The organism is Pseudomonas sp. LB3P81, from assembly GCF_054897965.1.
Genome location: NZ_JBUBVG010000002.1, coordinates 1 through 13815, shown reverse-complemented (window position 1 = coordinate 13815; position 13815 = coordinate 1). Strand labels below are relative to the sequence as shown.

Sequence of the window (13815 nt, the reverse complement as noted above, 5' to 3'; positions counted from 1 at the left end):
TCCGCGCCACGTTTTGCGGATTTCAATTTCGTAGCGCGGACTACTTCAACCCGGCCAGCAAATCAGCGAATGACTGCGGTTTTTCAGGAATTACGTCCTGCATTGCAGGTTGGCTCTCCTCATTTTTGAGGACATCCCCCGGCTTGTGCTCGATCAGCAGAAGCTTGGCCTCCTCGATCTCGATCAGGCGCTCCATAGCGGTGGCCAGGCGTAGGGCGGTGGCCTCGGTCATAAGCTGTTCGACAGGCGCTGTAGAATTCGACAGTTCGACAGTCGGCAGGGGTGTCGAACTGTCGAATTCGTGGCCTGGCCGACCTTCAGGCTCGCCCCATGCCCGGATCGCTTCGGACAGCTCGATTACCTTCTGGCCTTTATGGTTTTCCCCAGCAGACACGCGGCCTGCCTTGATGGCGGCATACAGTGTCGTGCGGTGCATACCGTAGAGTTTGGCGACGGTTGAGAGGGTCAGTTGTGGCATGTCGAATGGCGTCGATTGTGTCGAATGGATTTCGACACTATAGCGGCCAAGCTTCCCCAGCGGTACGCACCACCCTCAGCTTGGGCCGCCGTTGCTGGGCTAGCTCTAACTTGGCGGCCTCCAGTAGATCGGGACGATTGTCATAGGCGTCCATTACGATGGGGACAAAGGCGTGCAATAGCGGGCCGCCGTCGTCAAATTCTTCGCGCTTTCGCCCGGCGCTTTCCTCCAGGTTGAGAGTCATCGTCAGGTTATAGATGCTCGCATCCCCATCCTGTCGCGCCTGTTCACGGTGTACCGAACTGACACTTAGCACGTCACACAGCCGGTCGAAGCCCAGGGCATCGGCCAGACCTTCCACGTCCACTAGCAGCGACATACCAAAACTGATTAGCTCGCTCCGCGCCTCACTGTGCTCAGCCTCTCGGTGTTCCTCTGCTCGGCGCTCCAGACCTGCTATGGCCTTTCGGGTAAATGGCAGAAACGCTTCCAGTTTGACGGCTTCGCGGAGAATGGCCCGGCGCTCAATGTGGATGGCATCGAGGCGCCGGACAAATACGCGGCAGATTCGCCGGGCGGTGATGAGTTTCGTGGTAGCGCTGGCATTCGGCTTAGCGGCGATATTGCGCAGGGAGCTAATGAGACACGACGACATTGGATGATCCTTCCGTGGGTGTTTGCTATCAGGCGGCACAAGTCGTCAGGGTCACGGGAAGGTGATCCCGAGGCGAGCGGCCAGGCGTTTAACGGTCATCGGTGCGAAGCTCATGCCGCGCCGAGTCTTCACCCCGTGCCGGTTGAGGTAGTCCGCGCATCCGGAAAGTGTGGTGATTCCGTCGAAACGGGCGGCCTTGATGTGATTCGCCACGGTCTGCGCGTAGGCATCGGCAGTCGCGACCACGGCGACCACAGCGGCCCCGTTACCCTTCGCATGGGCCTTGAATCGGCCAGCATCACGTCGAGCGATCTTTGCTTGTGCCAGCTCATCGCCAGCGTCAGCACGGGCCTTGAGCGATGCCAGGGCGGCACGGGTGCGGCCTGCAATGAACTCGCGTTCCTGCTGGGCAAGGGCGGCGTAGATGTGAAGCTGGAAAGCGTCAGCGTCCGGCATGGTCGCTACCTTGAACGGGACACGCTTCACCATTGCCGCGATGTGTTCAACGTCCCGGCTCAGGCGGTCGAGCTTGGCAACGACTAGCAGCGCGCCTAGCTCCTTTGCCGTGTTCATGGCCTTGATGCATTCGGATCGCGCAGTCGGGGCAATGGTGCCGGACGCGGTGTCGGTGAACTCTGCGATCACTTCCCAGCCTTTCGACTTTGCCGCTTGGGCGATGTAATCGCGTTGAGCCTCGATGCCCAGGCCGCTTTCACCTTGACGCTCTGTCGATACTCGCAAATAGGCCACAACTTGCATTTCCTCACCCCCCGGTGTGTCTGTGTGCCTACCTTAACAAAACCTTGTCGAGCGTCAACAATTTGTTATGTATTAGGTGAAATTAGCTAACATCAGCTTTGCATCGGCTCGGGCCTTGAGCGATGCCAGGGCGGCACGGGTCAGTCAGTCGGGGTTTCGAGGCAGGCGATCAGAATGGGGATGGGACGAATCTTGCCCGGTGTACGCGGCTCCAGCTCCATCATGGCAAGTGCTGCTGCCCCCGCCTGGTCGGAGTCGCCGGGAAAGTAGTGTTTCTTCCCGGCAATGGTGCAGGTGTAACCAACACACGGCAGCGACTCGCCCCGGTCGCTGCAATCCGCCACGTTGATAACGATCATCGACACGCGGTCAGCCCCTTGGGCGCGCACCTGGTCAACTTCGCGCTTGAGCTGGGCTATCAGGTTGCGACGGCTCATTTATGACGGGCTCCTGGTGGGCCTTCAAGCAATGCTAACAATTCAATCGTGTCCGCCTCTGTCGCCACTATTTCCTCCATCGTCATTTCAGTTTTAGGCTCAAAAGCATTGGCCTCGCACCAGTCCATAACCTCCCCGATAGCTCTCGAAATTGGCGTGCCGTGAATTAGCACAAGCTGTTTTCGGATTTTTCGTACCTGCTCGCGTTTGCTCATCGTCTGGCCTCGATAATCTGGCGGTACAGCGCGGCGGCATGGTCGCTGACTGATACCCCAGCGGGCACCGGCTCGACAATCCAGGCACCGGCAGGTGGGAATGGCTGCATATCCATGACGCCAGGACGGGTGCGGCCTTCGGTCTTTCGGGTGTGCAGGATCATGGCTAGGGCCAATTCTGCGGCCTGACTGCTGGTCATCTTGCACAGCGGGAAATACATATCGACGTGCTGCCCCTCGACACGGTGGCTCACCAAATGACCTACGGTTTCCGGCAGATCCAGCGGCCCGCTATCGTCCATCACGACGGCCAGGACGATGAGCGCCTCCTCCTCCAAACCAGCTATAGCGGACAGTCGTTGTATCTCTGCGCGCAGTGCTTTCAGGCTCATCGGTCAGCCTCCACGAGCCCACGCAGCTCGATTAGTTGTTGCTCCAGCTCGGCCACCTCGACAACACGGGCCATGCCCAGCACGGCATCGAGTAACGCCTTGCCCTGGTCACTTGGAAGTGTGCCGTTGGCAATGGCGCGCAGGATTGATCGGGCTGTACTTGGAAGGTCGGTATCGTCCAGGTCGAACGCTACCGGCTCGGCAATCGGTTTGAGCGAGGGAACAATTCGCTCCAGGACAAGACGACAAGCCTGCAGATCCCCGGCCTTTGCCGCGTCCAGCACAACGGTGGCGATCTCATCAGAGCCCGCCGCCAGCTTTGCGCGGAGGTTGGCCAGGTTGCCCGGTCGGCCCCCGGCATTTCCGGTGTGACCTTTGGCGAAGGTGCCATTCTTGCGGCGAGCCGTAGCCTGTTTTGGCGTGTTCTCAGGCTTGTTCATAGGTCAGAACCTCTCCAGCATGGAAAAGCGCCTGAGCAAGCCGGTGGGCCCGGTCGTGCGCTTCCTGTTCACTGTCGCCGGATAGGACGGCCAACGTCCGGCCTTGATGTTTCAGCCGAACATGAAACAAGGGGGCTAGTCCTCGGAGTCTGCGGTGGGCCGTCTGGCCCTGTTCAATGGGTCGCAGCATTACCAGCGCCCCGGTACCAGATCGGCGCGCAGAACGTCAGCCAGGTCACGCACACGCATGTTCACGCCATCCCCGCGCAGGTGGTACACGCCGGACGGCAGCAGCTCGACACGAATGCCAAGTTCCACTGCCTGGTCGCGTACCAGATTGCGCCGGGCTTCCAACTGCTCGGCGCGCTGACTCATGGGAAAGTACCGGCCAGACGGCTTTGCATGACTTCCAGGGTTTCAGGGTGAAGGTTGCGCACCAAATCACTGGCGTATTCACCAGCAGCGGCGACTTGCGCGATTAGCTCCGCCCCGGTGGCTTCTACGATCAGCTTGAACGCCTTTACCACTGCGCCGTGTGCGGCATTGAGGTCGTCGGCCTCCTGCGCGATCAAGCGACTCTCAGTTGGGTTAGCGCGCTCGATAGCCGATGCGCTGACACGTTGGTACTCGGCATCGCTCAAGCCAGACAAGAATGCCGGGAGACGCAAGGCAGCCTCGGTCAAACGCGGTTGCTCACCAGTCATCAGCATCACCACGCGGGCAGATCCGTCGGTCATCTGCCCCAGCTTGCGGGCAATTTCCATGTCGATCAGCGGAGTGGCGGCATCGCCGTCGCGGTACGGGGCCACCGCGGCCAGGGCGTTGGCTCGGACGGCACCTTGCTTGCGCAGCATCTCGATACGGGCGGCGAACTTTGCCAAATTCTTGAGCGAATCCAGACCGGCGCCCTTTCGATCTTCGCGCTTAGCCTCGGGGCTCAGGCGCTTGTCATTGACGATGCGGTTGATAGCCAAACCGGTGTACTCGACGGTACGGGCGGCCTCCTTGGCGATGCTGTACAGCTCGCTAGATTGCGAGCCTTCCCATACAGCCATGATGCGGTCGCTACCGTTGTGAATTGCCTTGATGGTTTCCATGTCTCGATTCCTTATGCGGTGTGCATGACGTAGACGGCGCAGCCACGGTGTGGTCGGCCCTGGTCGTCGTGGATGGTTTGGCGATGAGTGAAAATTGGGTGTCCGGCTTCGCGTAACTCTTGAACGCGTCCGGCAGGGTGCGAGATGTTCAATTCTTTTCGGGCGGTGAACGTATCGACCGGGCCGACTTGCAGCCGCTCAAGCAAGCGATTGCGCTGGGCATCGGTGGACACATCGCGCAGACGCTTATCAGAGCGGCGATCAGTCATGAGGCGTTGTTCTCCAGGTGGACGGGGCGACCTTCGGCCAGAGCGATCAGCGCGGCGCTTGCCTGTACGCTCCCGGCATCAGCGGCGGCACGAATTCGACTCCAGGCGGCAGCGACCTCGGCACGAGTTGGTCGCGCTTGTCGGCCTCGGGTCTTGATGGTGGTCATAAGTCATCCCTCTGAATATCGTTATATCGCGATAAATAGATATTAGGTCATTTATGACCATCGTACCAAGCACTTTCACTGGTTATCCACACAGTGGCTCTAGGCTATCAATGACGCTGGGAATGACCGCGCTATTACGCAAGCAAATGGGTATTAGCGTGTCCTATCGTGTCCGCCCGGACACAAAAAACCCGCACTTGGCGGGTTCTGGCTTGCTGTGTGGAATTACTTGAAGCTGGTTGGGATAACCGGCACCTCAGTGACCTTGCCGTCCTTCATCTTGAAGGAGATGACTTGGCTTGCGCCGGTCAGCCCGTTGGCATGGCTCCAGATCCACATTTGTTCTTCACCCCTTGAAACGACCTGGTAGGGCGGCCCCATGATTTCGGAAACCTGACTCTCAGGCATGCCGACTTTGATCTGGCGAGCCTGGTCATAGGTAAAAGGTGATCCGGCGCAGCCACTCAGGGCAGCGACCAGGAATAGGGAAACGAGGAAAGCGCGCATAGGGGTACGTCCTTGTGGAATGTCGTTACGCAACCATAGCCGGTAAAGGATCGATCACAAGGAGCCTCCGACCACCATTGGTGATTGGAGGGGTGCAAAAGAACTACAGCCCCATTTCCTTGATGATTCGCCGCGGATCGGCACCTTTGGAAAGTGCGCGCTTGGCGTCCCTGGTGAGCTGATCGAGCGCCCGGTCCTCGAAGTCAGCCGCCATAGCTGCAGCCTTCCTGACGATCAACAAAGCCAGCTCGGGAGGGAACGGTGGGGCCTTGGGGGTTGGCAGGTAATCACAGTCGATAATGGACACGGTTCATCCTCTTAAGCAGGACTGGCAGGAAGTGCGGTGTGTCGAACCACTCCCCTGCAATGTCCAGGTCTACTGCTGACGGATCAGAAGCATCCAAACCCAGCCCAAGGGCTGTATATCTGATAAGGCTATTTACTCACTCAAGCCTTGAGCCAGTTGCTCACTGTCTTCTGACTAAGGCCTAGAGCTTCTGCAATGTCGCGCTGTGACTTGCCATCGGCTGCCATTGCCTGAGCTGTCGGCAGTAGCTGCTCGCGCTTGGCCGCACCCTTGGCCTTGCCTCCCTTGGCGCCACGCGCGGCCTGGATCTCACGGAACTTGGCCGGGGTGAAGTGCTGCCACGTCCATTTACTGATGCTGCGGGCAATCGCTCGGCACTCGCTCACGTCCAGCGGATTGCCTATGTCGATGTGATTGGAAGCCTCCACCAGCTCGAGCACGGCCTGAGCGAAGGCCACAGCGCCGCCTGGCTTCCAGAAGTCGCGCACAAGGCTGTAGGACTTCACGCGGGCAATCTCAAACACGGTGCAATTGCGACCCAGGCCGGCATAGTCGGGTTGCTTGCTGCGCTTCCTCATCTCAGCAGGCGAAGGCAGCGCGACATATTCGGCTAGTTCTTCCAGCAGGTACGGCTCAGCGCGCCATGTGTGCGTCTGCCAGTGCTTGTGGGCTGGATTCTTCACCACTACGCCGGCATAGCCCCTATCGGCCTCCAGTGCGCGCCTCAGCCCCTCCTGAATGGCCGCCATGAAGAGGACCGGCTGGATTCGGGCCACGTCTGAGACTGCCACCGGAGCCGTTAACAGGTAGATCAGGTGGGCGTGCCCATTGGCTGGGTTTTTCACCGTCATGTTCGGCGGCGGTGCGTTGCGGTCGTTCCAGTCGATTGCAGCCCCCTCGCGGTCAACGTCGAAGCAAAGGCAGACGTAGCGCTTGGCGGTGTTCGGCTGGATTAGCAGGCGGTCGAGAGCAGCCACCAACGGCAGCCGGTAAAGGCCTTCGCGGGTAGGGCTATCGGTACAAAGCGGCCTGCTTGGCAGCCTGGATTGGAACAGGTCTAGCGGCTGTTGCGCGCAGGCTTCAGCCGCCCCACTTGCGCGGGGTGCCCGATTGGCGGCCATAAATCACGCCGCCGTCGCAGACTGACGGAAATAGAACGCTTGGACTGCCTCCAGGTCGTACCGGATGACGCGCTGATTGATCCTCAGTGCGATCGGAAAGCCTGGTTGCTTGGCGATATTGCGAAGGGTGCGCTCGCTAACCCCGAGGGCGGCGGCGGTCTGAATGGTTGTTGCAGTGTACTTTTGATGCATGTCTCTCACCTTATGATTGGTGAGGGCAGCTCTCGTCGGTTAAATCCTGTGCCCTGGCGGTACAGATTGACCTCCAGCACACATATGATATAAATCCGCTCACACCCGCTAGAGTGTTTTGTTCCGAGGCTTCTACCCTCTGTTCAAACCCAGAGCCCCTTTCAAGCGCCAACTTGAAGGGGGTTTTTTATTGGGCGCCGTTTAGTTAGGCGCTGCAATTTGCCGATACTAAGCGAGACATCCCGCTTCGCACAACCTGTGGGTGTTCACTTTCCATAGAACTAGCGAAACCCGCGTGTTTAAAGGCTCCGCGCCACGTTTTGCGGATTTCAATTTCGTAGCGCGGACTACTTCAACCCGGCCAGCAAATCAGCGAATGACTGCGGTTTTTCAGGAATTACGTCCTGCATTGCAGGTTGGCTCTCCTCATTTTTGAGGACATCCCCCGGCTTGTGCTCGATCAGCAGAAGCTTGGCCTCCTCGATCTCGATCAGGCGCTCCATAGCGGTGGCCAGGCGTAGGGCGGTGGCCTCGGTCATAAGCTGTTCGACAGGCGCTGTAGAATTCGACAGTTCGACAGTCGGCAGGGGTGTCGAACTGTCGAATTCGTGGCCTGGCCGACCTTCAGGCTCGCCCCATGCCCGGATCGCTTCGGACAGCTCGATTACCTTCTGGCCTTTATGGTTTTCCCCAGCAGACACGCGGCCTGCCTTGATGGCGGCATACAGTGTCGTGCGGTGCATACCGTAGAGTTTGGCGACGGTTGAGAGGGTCAGTTGTGGCATGTCGAATGGCGTCGATTGTGTCGAATGGATTTCGACACTATAGCGGCCAAGCTTCCCCAGCGGTACGCACCACCCTCAGCTTGGGCCGCCGTTGCTGGGCTAGCTCTAACTTGGCGGCCTCCAGTAGATCGGGACGATTGTCATAGGCGTCCATTACGATGGGGACAAAGGCGTGCAATAGCGGGCCGCCGTCGTCAAATTCTTCGCGCTTTCGCCCGGCGCTTTCCTCCAGGTTGAGAGTCATCGTCAGGTTATAGATGCTCGCATCCCCATCCTGTCGCGCCTGTTCACGGTGTACCGAACTGACACTTAGCACGTCACACAGCCGGTCGAAGCCCAGGGCATCGGCCAGACCTTCCACGTCCACTAGCAGCGACATACCAAAACTGATTAGCTCGCTCCGCGCCTCACTGTGCTCAGCCTCTCGGTGTTCCTCTGCTCGGCGCTCCAGACCTGCTATGGCCTTTCGGGTAAATGGCAGAAACGCTTCCAGTTTGACGGCTTCGCGGAGAATGGCCCGGCGCTCAATGTGGATGGCATCGAGGCGCCGGACAAATACGCGGCAGATTCGCCGGGCGGTGATGAGTTTCGTGGTAGCGCTGGCATTCGGCTTAGCGGCGATATTGCGCAGGGAGCTAATGAGACACGACGACATTGGATGATCCTTCCGTGGGTGTTTGCTATCAGGCGGCACAAGTCGTCAGGGTCACGGGAAGGTGATCCCGAGGCGAGCGGCCAGGCGTTTAACGGTCATCGGTGCGAAGCTCATGCCGCGCCGAGTCTTCACCCCGTGCCGGTTGAGGTAGTCCGCGCATCCGGAAAGTGTGGTGATTCCGTCGAAACGGGCGGCCTTGATGTGATTCGCCACGGTCTGCGCGTAGGCATCGGCAGTCGCGACCACGGCGACCACAGCGGCCCCGTTACCCTTCGCATGGGCCTTGAATCGGCCAGCATCACGTCGAGCGATCTTTGCTTGTGCCAGCTCATCGCCAGCGTCAGCACGGGCCTTGAGCGATGCCAGGGCGGCACGGGTGCGGCCTGCAATGAACTCGCGTTCCTGCTGGGCAAGGGCGGCGTAGATGTGAAGCTGGAAAGCGTCAGCGTCCGGCATGGTCGCTACCTTGAACGGGACACGCTTCACCATTGCCGCGATGTGTTCAACGTCCCGGCTCAGGCGGTCGAGCTTGGCAACGACTAGCAGCGCGCCTAGCTCCTTTGCCGTGTTCATGGCCTTGATGCATTCGGATCGCGCAGTCGGGGCAATGGTGCCGGACGCGGTGTCGGTGAACTCTGCGATCACTTCCCAGCCTTTCGACTTTGCCGCTTGGGCGATGTAATCGCGTTGAGCCTCGATGCCCAGGCCGCTTTCACCTTGACGCTCTGTCGATACTCGCAAATAGGCCACAACTTGCATTTCCTCACCCCCCGGTGTGTCTGTGTGCCTACCTTAACAAAACCTTGTCGAGCGTCAACAATTTGTTATGTATTAGGTGAAATTAGCTAACATCAGCTTTGCATCGGCTCGGGCCTTGAGCGATGCCAGGGCGGCACGGGTCAGTCAGTCGGGGTTTCGAGGCAGGCGATCAGAATGGGGATGGGACGAATCTTGCCCGGTGTACGCGGCTCCAGCTCCATCATGGCAAGTGCTGCTGCCCCCGCCTGGTCGGAGTCGCCGGGAAAGTAGTGTTTCTTCCCGGCAATGGTGCAGGTGTAACCAACACACGGCAGCGACTCGCCCCGGTCGCTGCAATCCGCCACGTTGATAACGATCATCGACACGCGGTCAGCCCCTTGGGCGCGCACCTGGTCAACTTCGCGCTTGAGCTGGGCTATCAGGTTGCGACGGCTCATTTATGACGGGCTCCTGGTGGGCCTTCAAGCAATGCTAACAATTCAATCGTGTCCGCCTCTGTCGCCACTATTTCCTCCATCGTCATTTCAGTTTTAGGCTCAAAAGCATTGGCCTCGCACCAGTCCATAACCTCCCCGATAGCTCTCGAAATTGGCGTGCCGTGAATTAGCACAAGCTGTTTTCGGATTTTTCGTACCTGCTCGCGTTTGCTCATCGTCTGGCCTCGATAATCTGGCGGTACAGCGCGGCGGCATGGTCGCTGACTGATACCCCAGCGGGCACCGGCTCGACAATCCAGGCACCGGCAGGTGGGAATGGCTGCATATCCATGACGCCAGGACGGGTGCGGCCTTCGGTCTTTCGGGTGTGCAGGATCATGGCTAGGGCCAATTCTGCGGCCTGACTGCTGGTCATCTTGCACAGCGGGAAATACATATCGACGTGCTGCCCCTCGACACGGTGGCTCACCAAATGACCTACGGTTTCCGGCAGATCCAGCGGCCCGCTATCGTCCATCACGACGGCCAGGACGATGAGCGCCTCCTCCTCCAAACCAGCTATAGCGGACAGTCGTTGTATCTCTGCGCGCAGTGCTTTCAGGCTCATCGGTCAGCCTCCACGAGCCCACGCAGCTCGATTAGTTGTTGCTCCAGCTCGGCCACCTCGACAACACGGGCCATGCCCAGCACGGCATCGAGTAACGCCTTGCCCTGGTCACTTGGAAGTGTGCCGTTGGCAATGGCGCGCAGGATTGATCGGGCTGTACTTGGAAGGTCGGTATCGTCCAGGTCGAACGCTACCGGCTCGGCAATCGGTTTGAGCGAGGGAACAATTCGCTCCAGGACAAGACGACAAGCCTGCAGATCCCCGGCCTTTGCCGCGTCCAGCACAACGGTGGCGATCTCATCAGAGCCCGCCGCCAGCTTTGCGCGGAGGTTGGCCAGGTTGCCCGGTCGGCCCCCGGCATTTCCGGTGTGACCTTTGGCGAAGGTGCCATTCTTGCGGCGAGCCGTAGCCTGTTTTGGCGTGTTCTCAGGCTTGTTCATAGGTCAGAACCTCTCCAGCATGGAAAAGCGCCTGAGCAAGCCGGTGGGCCCGGTCGTGCGCTTCCTGTTCACTGTCGCCGGATAGGACGGCCAACGTCCGGCCTTGATGTTTCAGCCGAACATGAAACAAGGGGGCTAGTCCTCGGAGTCTGCGGTGGGCCGTCTGGCCCTGTTCAATGGGTCGCAGCATTACCAGCGCCCCGGTACCAGATCGGCGCGCAGAACGTCAGCCAGGTCACGCACACGCATGTTCACGCCATCCCCGCGCAGGTGGTACACGCCGGACGGCAGCAGCTCGACACGAATGCCAAGTTCCACTGCCTGGTCGCGTACCAGATTGCGCCGGGCTTCCAACTGCTCGGCGCGCTGACTCATGGGAAAGTACCGGCCAGACGGCTTTGCATGACTTCCAGGGTTTCAGGGTGAAGGTTGCGCACCAAATCACTGGCGTATTCACCAGCAGCGGCGACTTGCGCGATTAGCTCCGCCCCGGTGGCTTCTACGATCAGCTTGAACGCCTTTACCACTGCGCCGTGTGCGGCATTGAGGTCGTCGGCCTCCTGCGCGATCAAGCGACTCTCAGTTGGGTTAGCGCGCTCGATAGCCGATGCGCTGACACGTTGGTACTCGGCATCGCTCAAGCCAGACAAGAATGCCGGGAGACGCAAGGCAGCCTCGGTCAAACGCGGTTGCTCACCAGTCATCAGCATCACCACGCGGGCAGATCCGTCGGTCATCTGCCCCAGCTTGCGGGCAATTTCCATGTCGATCAGCGGAGTGGCGGCATCGCCGTCGCGGTACGGGGCCACCGCGGCCAGGGCGTTGGCTCGGACGGCACCTTGCTTGCGCAGCATCTCGATACGGGCGGCGAACTTTGCCAAATTCTTGAGCGAATCCAGACCGGCGCCCTTTCGATCTTCGCGCTTAGCCTCGGGGCTCAGGCGCTTGTCATTGACGATGCGGTTGATAGCCAAACCGGTGTACTCGACGGTACGGGCGGCCTCCTTGGCGATGCTGTACAGCTCGCTAGATTGCGAGCCTTCCCATACAGCCATGATGCGGTCGCTACCGTTGTGAATTGCCTTGATGGTTTCCATGTCTCGATTCCTTATGCGGTGTGCATGACGTAGACGGCGCAGCCACGGTGTGGTCGGCCCTGGTCGTCGTGGATGGTTTGGCGATGAGTGAAAATTGGGTGTCCGGCTTCGCGTAACTCTTGAACGCGTCCGGCAGGGTGCGAGATGTTCAATTCTTTTCGGGCGGTGAACGTATCGACCGGGCCGACTTGCAGCCGCTCAAGCAAGCGATTGCGCTGGGCATCGGTGGACACATCGCGCAGACGCTTATCAGAGCGGCGATCAGTCATGAGGCGTTGTTCTCCAGGTGGACGGGGCGACCTTCGGCCAGAGCGATCAGCGCGGCGCTTGCCTGTACGCTCCCGGCATCAGCGGCGGCACGAATTCGACTCCAGGCGGCAGCGACCTCGGCACGAGTTGGTCGCGCTTGTCGGCCTCGGGTCTTGATGGTGGTCATAAGTCATCCCTCTGAATATCGTTATATCGCGATAAATAGATATTAGGTCATTTATGACCATCGTACCAAGCACTTTCACTGGTTATCCACACAGTGGCTCTAGGCTATCAATGACGCTGGGAATGACCGCGCTATTACGCAAGCAAATGGGTATTAGCGTGTCCTATCGTGTCCGCCCGGACACAAAAAACCCGCACTTGGCGGGTTCTGGCTTGCTGTGTGGAATTACTTGAAGCTGGTTGGGATAACCGGCACCTCAGTGACCTTGCCGTCCTTCATCTTGAAGGAGATGACTTGGCTTGCGCCGGTCAGCCCGTTGGCATGGCTCCAGATCCACATTTGTTCTTCACCCCTTGAAACGACCTGGTAGGGCGGCCCCATGATTTCGGAAACCTGACTCTCAGGCATGCCGACTTTGATCTGGCGAGCCTGGTCATAGGTAAAAGGTGATCCGGCGCAGCCACTCAGGGCAGCGACCAGGAATAGGGAAACGAGGAAAGCGCGCATAGGGGTACGTCCTTGTGGAATGTCGTTACGCAACCATAGCCGGTAAAGGATCGATCACAAGGAGCCTCCGACCACCATTGGTGATTGGAGGGGTGCAAAAGAACTACAGCCCCATTTCCTTGATGATTCGCCGCGGATCGGCACCTTTGGAAAGTGCGCGCTTGGCGTCCCTGGTGAGCTGATCGAGCGCCCGGTCCTCGAAGTCAGCCGCCATAGCTGCAGCCTTCCTGACGATCAACAAAGCCAGCTCGGGAGGGAACGGTGGGGCCTTGGGGGTTGGCAGGTAATCACAGTCGATAATGGACACGGTTCATCCTCTTAAGCAGGACTGGCAGGAAGTGCGGTGTGTCGAACCACTCCCCTGCAATGTCCAGGTCTACTGCTGACGGATCAGAAGCATCCAAACCCAGCCCAAGGGCTGTATATCTGATAAGGCTATTTACTCACTCAAGCCTTGAGCCAGTTGCTCACTGTCTTCTGACTAAGGCCTAGAGCTTCTGCAATGTCGCGCTGTGACTTGCCATCGGCTGCCATTGCCTGAGCTGTCGGCAGTAGCTGCTCGCGCTTGGCCGCACCCTTGGCCTTGCCTCCCTTGGCGCCACGCGCGGCCTGGATCTCACGGAACTTGGCCGGGGTGAAGTGCTGCCACGTCCATTTACTGATGCTGCGGGCAATCGCTCGGCACTCGCTCACGTCCAGCGGATTGCCTATGTCGATGTGATTGGAAGCCTCCACCAGCTCGAGCACGGGCCTGAGCGAAGGCCACAGCGCCGCCTGGCTTCCAGAAGTCGCGCACAAGGCTGTAGGACTTCACGCGGGCAATCTCAAACACGGTGCAATTGCGACCCAGGCCGGCATAGTCGGGTTGCTTGCTGCGCTTCCTCATCTCAGCAGGCGAAGGCAGCGCGACATATTCGGCTAGTTCTTCCAGCAGGTAGGCTCAGCGCGCCATGTGTGCGTCTGCCAGATGCTTGTGGGCTGGATTCTTCACCACTACGCCGGCATAGCCCTATCGGCCTCCAGTGCGCGCCTCAGCCCCTCCTGAATGGCCGCCAT

Annotated in this window: 29 protein-coding genes; all 29 read right to left on the bottom strand. The window is 59.4% G+C overall.

The genetic code is table 11. The features are described from left to right. Window positions 1-40: 40 nt before the first annotated feature. Window positions 41-478 (bottom strand): hypothetical protein, encoded by a 438-nt coding sequence (locus ACYZTL_RS26710; RefSeq protein ID WP_461954406.1) that lies wholly within the window; start codon window positions 476-478, stop codon window positions 41-43. Between the two features lie 37 nt (window positions 479-515). Continuing rightward, entirely contained in the window at window positions 516-1133 is a 618-nt protein-coding gene (locus ACYZTL_RS26705; RefSeq protein WP_461954405.1) for a hypothetical protein, read from the bottom strand. 51 nt (window positions 1134-1184) lie between these two features. Continuing rightward, window positions 1185-1892, bottom strand: a complete 708-nt coding sequence (locus ACYZTL_RS26700) for a recombinase family protein (RefSeq protein WP_461954404.1) — start codon at window positions 1890-1892, stop codon at window positions 1185-1187. A 140-nt stretch (window positions 1893-2032) separates the two neighbouring features. Continuing rightward, window positions 2033-2329, bottom strand: a complete 297-nt coding sequence (locus ACYZTL_RS26695) for a hypothetical protein (protein ID WP_461954403.1) — start codon at window positions 2327-2329, stop codon at window positions 2033-2035. Beyond that, window positions 2326-2544 carry a hypothetical protein gene (locus ACYZTL_RS26690; protein ID WP_461954402.1) on the bottom strand — a complete coding sequence of 73 codons (219 nt, stop codon included), beginning with the start codon at window positions 2542-2544 and terminating at the stop codon, window positions 2326-2328. The genes ACYZTL_RS26695 and ACYZTL_RS26690 overlap by 4 nt, the downstream gene beginning before the upstream one ends. Next, a complete protein-coding gene (locus ACYZTL_RS26685; RefSeq protein ID WP_461954401.1) occupies window positions 2541-2936 on the bottom strand; it encodes a hypothetical protein in 396 nt (131 codons plus the stop codon). Before ACYZTL_RS26685 ends, ACYZTL_RS26690 begins: the two co-directional genes overlap by 4 nt. Continuing rightward, window positions 2933-3376: a hypothetical protein gene (locus tag ACYZTL_RS26680; RefSeq protein WP_461954400.1), complete on the bottom strand. Its 444-nt coding sequence runs from the start codon at window positions 3374-3376 to the stop codon at window positions 2933-2935. Before ACYZTL_RS26680 ends, ACYZTL_RS26685 begins: the two co-directional genes overlap by 4 nt. 189 nt (window positions 3377-3565) lie before the next feature. After that, window positions 3566-3751, bottom strand: coding sequence for a hypothetical protein (locus ACYZTL_RS26675; protein WP_461954399.1), 186 nt, complete (start codon window positions 3749-3751; stop codon window positions 3566-3568). Then, window positions 3748-4473, bottom strand: coding sequence for a hypothetical protein (locus ACYZTL_RS26670; protein WP_461954398.1), 726 nt, complete (start codon window positions 4471-4473; stop codon window positions 3748-3750). The genes ACYZTL_RS26675 and ACYZTL_RS26670 overlap by 4 nt, the downstream gene beginning before the upstream one ends. 11 nt (window positions 4474-4484) lie before the next feature. Then, window positions 4485-4742, bottom strand: coding sequence for a helix-turn-helix domain-containing protein (locus ACYZTL_RS26665; protein WP_461954397.1), 258 nt, complete (start codon window positions 4740-4742; stop codon window positions 4485-4487). Next, on the bottom strand, window positions 4739-4909 hold the full coding sequence (locus ACYZTL_RS26660; RefSeq protein ID WP_461954396.1) for a hypothetical protein: 171 nt from the start codon (window positions 4907-4909) through the stop codon (window positions 4739-4741). Before ACYZTL_RS26660 ends, ACYZTL_RS26665 begins: the two co-directional genes overlap by 4 nt. Before the next feature lie 225 nt (window positions 4910-5134). After that, window positions 5135-5416, bottom strand: a complete 282-nt coding sequence (locus ACYZTL_RS26655) for a hypothetical protein (protein WP_461954395.1) — start codon at window positions 5414-5416, stop codon at window positions 5135-5137. Between the two features lie 103 nt (window positions 5417-5519). Beyond that, window positions 5520-5723, bottom strand: coding sequence for a hypothetical protein (locus tag ACYZTL_RS26650; protein ID WP_282411820.1), 204 nt, complete (start codon window positions 5721-5723; stop codon window positions 5520-5522). A gap of 140 nt (window positions 5724-5863) precedes the next feature. Next, complete coding sequence (locus ACYZTL_RS26645) at window positions 5864-6700, bottom strand: replication initiation protein (RefSeq protein ID WP_461954408.1); 837 nt, start codon at window positions 6698-6700, stop codon at window positions 5864-5866. A gap of 147 nt (window positions 6701-6847) precedes the next feature. Next, window positions 6848-7036 carry a helix-turn-helix transcriptional regulator gene (locus tag ACYZTL_RS26640; RefSeq protein WP_461954407.1) on the bottom strand — a complete coding sequence of 63 codons (189 nt, stop codon included), beginning with the start codon at window positions 7034-7036 and terminating at the stop codon, window positions 6848-6850. Window positions 7037-7383: 347 nt separating this feature from the next. Continuing rightward, on the bottom strand, window positions 7384-7821 hold the full coding sequence (locus ACYZTL_RS26635) for a hypothetical protein (protein WP_461954406.1): 438 nt from the start codon (window positions 7819-7821) through the stop codon (window positions 7384-7386). Window positions 7822-7858: 37 nt separating this feature from the next. Continuing rightward, window positions 7859-8476 (bottom strand): hypothetical protein, encoded by a 618-nt coding sequence (locus ACYZTL_RS26630; RefSeq protein ID WP_461954405.1) that lies wholly within the window; start codon window positions 8474-8476, stop codon window positions 7859-7861. Window positions 8477-8527: 51 nt separating this feature from the next. Beyond that, the gene (locus ACYZTL_RS26625) at window positions 8528-9235 is read right to left on the bottom strand and encodes a recombinase family protein (RefSeq protein ID WP_461954404.1); all 708 of its coding nucleotides are present in this window, start codon (window positions 9233-9235) and stop codon (window positions 8528-8530) included. A gap of 140 nt (window positions 9236-9375) precedes the next feature. Continuing rightward, complete coding sequence (locus ACYZTL_RS26620) at window positions 9376-9672, bottom strand: hypothetical protein (RefSeq protein WP_461954403.1); 297 nt, start codon at window positions 9670-9672, stop codon at window positions 9376-9378. Further along, window positions 9669-9887 carry a hypothetical protein gene (locus ACYZTL_RS26615; RefSeq protein ID WP_461954402.1) on the bottom strand — a complete coding sequence of 73 codons (219 nt, stop codon included), beginning with the start codon at window positions 9885-9887 and terminating at the stop codon, window positions 9669-9671. The genes ACYZTL_RS26620 and ACYZTL_RS26615 overlap by 4 nt, the downstream gene beginning before the upstream one ends. After that, entirely contained in the window at window positions 9884-10279 is a 396-nt protein-coding gene (locus ACYZTL_RS26610; RefSeq protein ID WP_461954401.1) for a hypothetical protein, read from the bottom strand. Before ACYZTL_RS26610 ends, ACYZTL_RS26615 begins: the two co-directional genes overlap by 4 nt. Then, complete coding sequence (locus ACYZTL_RS26605; RefSeq protein ID WP_461954400.1) at window positions 10276-10719, bottom strand: hypothetical protein; 444 nt, start codon at window positions 10717-10719, stop codon at window positions 10276-10278. The genes ACYZTL_RS26610 and ACYZTL_RS26605 overlap by 4 nt, the downstream gene beginning before the upstream one ends. Before the next feature lie 189 nt (window positions 10720-10908). After that, window positions 10909-11094: a hypothetical protein gene (locus ACYZTL_RS26600; protein WP_461954399.1), complete on the bottom strand. Its 186-nt coding sequence runs from the start codon at window positions 11092-11094 to the stop codon at window positions 10909-10911. Then, a complete protein-coding gene (locus tag ACYZTL_RS26595; protein ID WP_461954398.1) occupies window positions 11091-11816 on the bottom strand; it encodes a hypothetical protein in 726 nt (241 codons plus the stop codon). Before ACYZTL_RS26595 ends, ACYZTL_RS26600 begins: the two co-directional genes overlap by 4 nt. A gap of 11 nt (window positions 11817-11827) precedes the next feature. Further along, the gene (locus ACYZTL_RS26590; RefSeq protein ID WP_461954397.1) at window positions 11828-12085 is read right to left on the bottom strand and encodes a helix-turn-helix domain-containing protein; all 258 of its coding nucleotides are present in this window, start codon (window positions 12083-12085) and stop codon (window positions 11828-11830) included. Then, window positions 12082-12252 carry a hypothetical protein gene (locus tag ACYZTL_RS26585; RefSeq protein WP_461954396.1) on the bottom strand — a complete coding sequence of 57 codons (171 nt, stop codon included), beginning with the start codon at window positions 12250-12252 and terminating at the stop codon, window positions 12082-12084. The genes ACYZTL_RS26590 and ACYZTL_RS26585 overlap by 4 nt, the downstream gene beginning before the upstream one ends. Window positions 12253-12477: 225 nt before the next feature. Next, window positions 12478-12759 carry a hypothetical protein gene (locus tag ACYZTL_RS26580; RefSeq protein ID WP_461954395.1) on the bottom strand — a complete coding sequence of 94 codons (282 nt, stop codon included), beginning with the start codon at window positions 12757-12759 and terminating at the stop codon, window positions 12478-12480. A 103-nt stretch (window positions 12760-12862) separates the two neighbouring features. Continuing rightward, window positions 12863-13066, bottom strand: coding sequence for a hypothetical protein (locus ACYZTL_RS26575; protein WP_282411820.1), 204 nt, complete (start codon window positions 13064-13066; stop codon window positions 12863-12865). 140 nt (window positions 13067-13206) lie between these two features. Continuing rightward, window positions 13207-13494 carry a helix-turn-helix domain-containing protein gene (locus tag ACYZTL_RS26570; RefSeq protein WP_461954394.1) on the bottom strand — a complete coding sequence of 96 codons (288 nt, stop codon included), beginning with the start codon at window positions 13492-13494 and terminating at the stop codon, window positions 13207-13209. Window positions 13495-13815 lie beyond the last annotated feature (321 nt).

Coding starts and splice junctions, on each gene's coding strand:
- ACYZTL_RS26710 (WP_461954406.1), bottom strand. CDS start 478: ATGCCACAACTGACCCTCTCAACCGTCGCCAAACTCTACGGTATGCAC.
- ACYZTL_RS26705 (WP_461954405.1), bottom strand. CDS start 1,133: ATGTCGTCGTGTCTCATTAGCTCCCTGCGCAATATCGCCGCTAAGCCG.
- ACYZTL_RS26700 (WP_461954404.1), bottom strand. CDS start 1,892: ATGCAAGTTGTGGCCTATTTGCGAGTATCGACAGAGCGTCAAGGTGAA.
- ACYZTL_RS26695 (WP_461954403.1), bottom strand. CDS start 2,329: ATGAGCCGTCGCAACCTGATAGCCCAGCTCAAGCGCGAAGTTGACCAG.
- ACYZTL_RS26690 (WP_461954402.1), bottom strand. CDS start 2,544: ATGAGCAAACGCGAGCAGGTACGAAAAATCCGAAAACAGCTTGTGCTA.
- ACYZTL_RS26685 (WP_461954401.1), bottom strand. CDS start 2,936: ATGAGCCTGAAAGCACTGCGCGCAGAGATACAACGACTGTCCGCTATA.
- ACYZTL_RS26680 (WP_461954400.1), bottom strand. CDS start 3,376: ATGAACAAGCCTGAGAACACGCCAAAACAGGCTACGGCTCGCCGCAAG.
- ACYZTL_RS26675 (WP_461954399.1), bottom strand. CDS start 3,751: ATGAGTCAGCGCGCCGAGCAGTTGGAAGCCCGGCGCAATCTGGTACGC.
- ACYZTL_RS26670 (WP_461954398.1), bottom strand. CDS start 4,473: ATGGAAACCATCAAGGCAATTCACAACGGTAGCGACCGCATCATGGCT.
- ACYZTL_RS26665 (WP_461954397.1), bottom strand. CDS start 4,742: ATGACTGATCGCCGCTCTGATAAGCGTCTGCGCGATGTGTCCACCGAT.
- ACYZTL_RS26660 (WP_461954396.1), bottom strand. CDS start 4,909: ATGACCACCATCAAGACCCGAGGCCGACAAGCGCGACCAACTCGTGCC.
- ACYZTL_RS26655 (WP_461954395.1), bottom strand. CDS start 5,416: ATGCGCGCTTTCCTCGTTTCCCTATTCCTGGTCGCTGCCCTGAGTGGC.
- ACYZTL_RS26640 (WP_461954407.1), bottom strand. CDS start 7,036: ATGCATCAAAAGTACACTGCAACAACCATTCAGACCGCCGCCGCCCTC.
- ACYZTL_RS26635 (WP_461954406.1), bottom strand. CDS start 7,821: ATGCCACAACTGACCCTCTCAACCGTCGCCAAACTCTACGGTATGCAC.
- ACYZTL_RS26630 (WP_461954405.1), bottom strand. CDS start 8,476: ATGTCGTCGTGTCTCATTAGCTCCCTGCGCAATATCGCCGCTAAGCCG.
- ACYZTL_RS26625 (WP_461954404.1), bottom strand. CDS start 9,235: ATGCAAGTTGTGGCCTATTTGCGAGTATCGACAGAGCGTCAAGGTGAA.
- ACYZTL_RS26620 (WP_461954403.1), bottom strand. CDS start 9,672: ATGAGCCGTCGCAACCTGATAGCCCAGCTCAAGCGCGAAGTTGACCAG.
- ACYZTL_RS26615 (WP_461954402.1), bottom strand. CDS start 9,887: ATGAGCAAACGCGAGCAGGTACGAAAAATCCGAAAACAGCTTGTGCTA.
- ACYZTL_RS26610 (WP_461954401.1), bottom strand. CDS start 10,279: ATGAGCCTGAAAGCACTGCGCGCAGAGATACAACGACTGTCCGCTATA.
- ACYZTL_RS26605 (WP_461954400.1), bottom strand. CDS start 10,719: ATGAACAAGCCTGAGAACACGCCAAAACAGGCTACGGCTCGCCGCAAG.
- ACYZTL_RS26600 (WP_461954399.1), bottom strand. CDS start 11,094: ATGAGTCAGCGCGCCGAGCAGTTGGAAGCCCGGCGCAATCTGGTACGC.
- ACYZTL_RS26595 (WP_461954398.1), bottom strand. CDS start 11,816: ATGGAAACCATCAAGGCAATTCACAACGGTAGCGACCGCATCATGGCT.
- ACYZTL_RS26590 (WP_461954397.1), bottom strand. CDS start 12,085: ATGACTGATCGCCGCTCTGATAAGCGTCTGCGCGATGTGTCCACCGAT.
- ACYZTL_RS26585 (WP_461954396.1), bottom strand. CDS start 12,252: ATGACCACCATCAAGACCCGAGGCCGACAAGCGCGACCAACTCGTGCC.
- ACYZTL_RS26580 (WP_461954395.1), bottom strand. CDS start 12,759: ATGCGCGCTTTCCTCGTTTCCCTATTCCTGGTCGCTGCCCTGAGTGGC.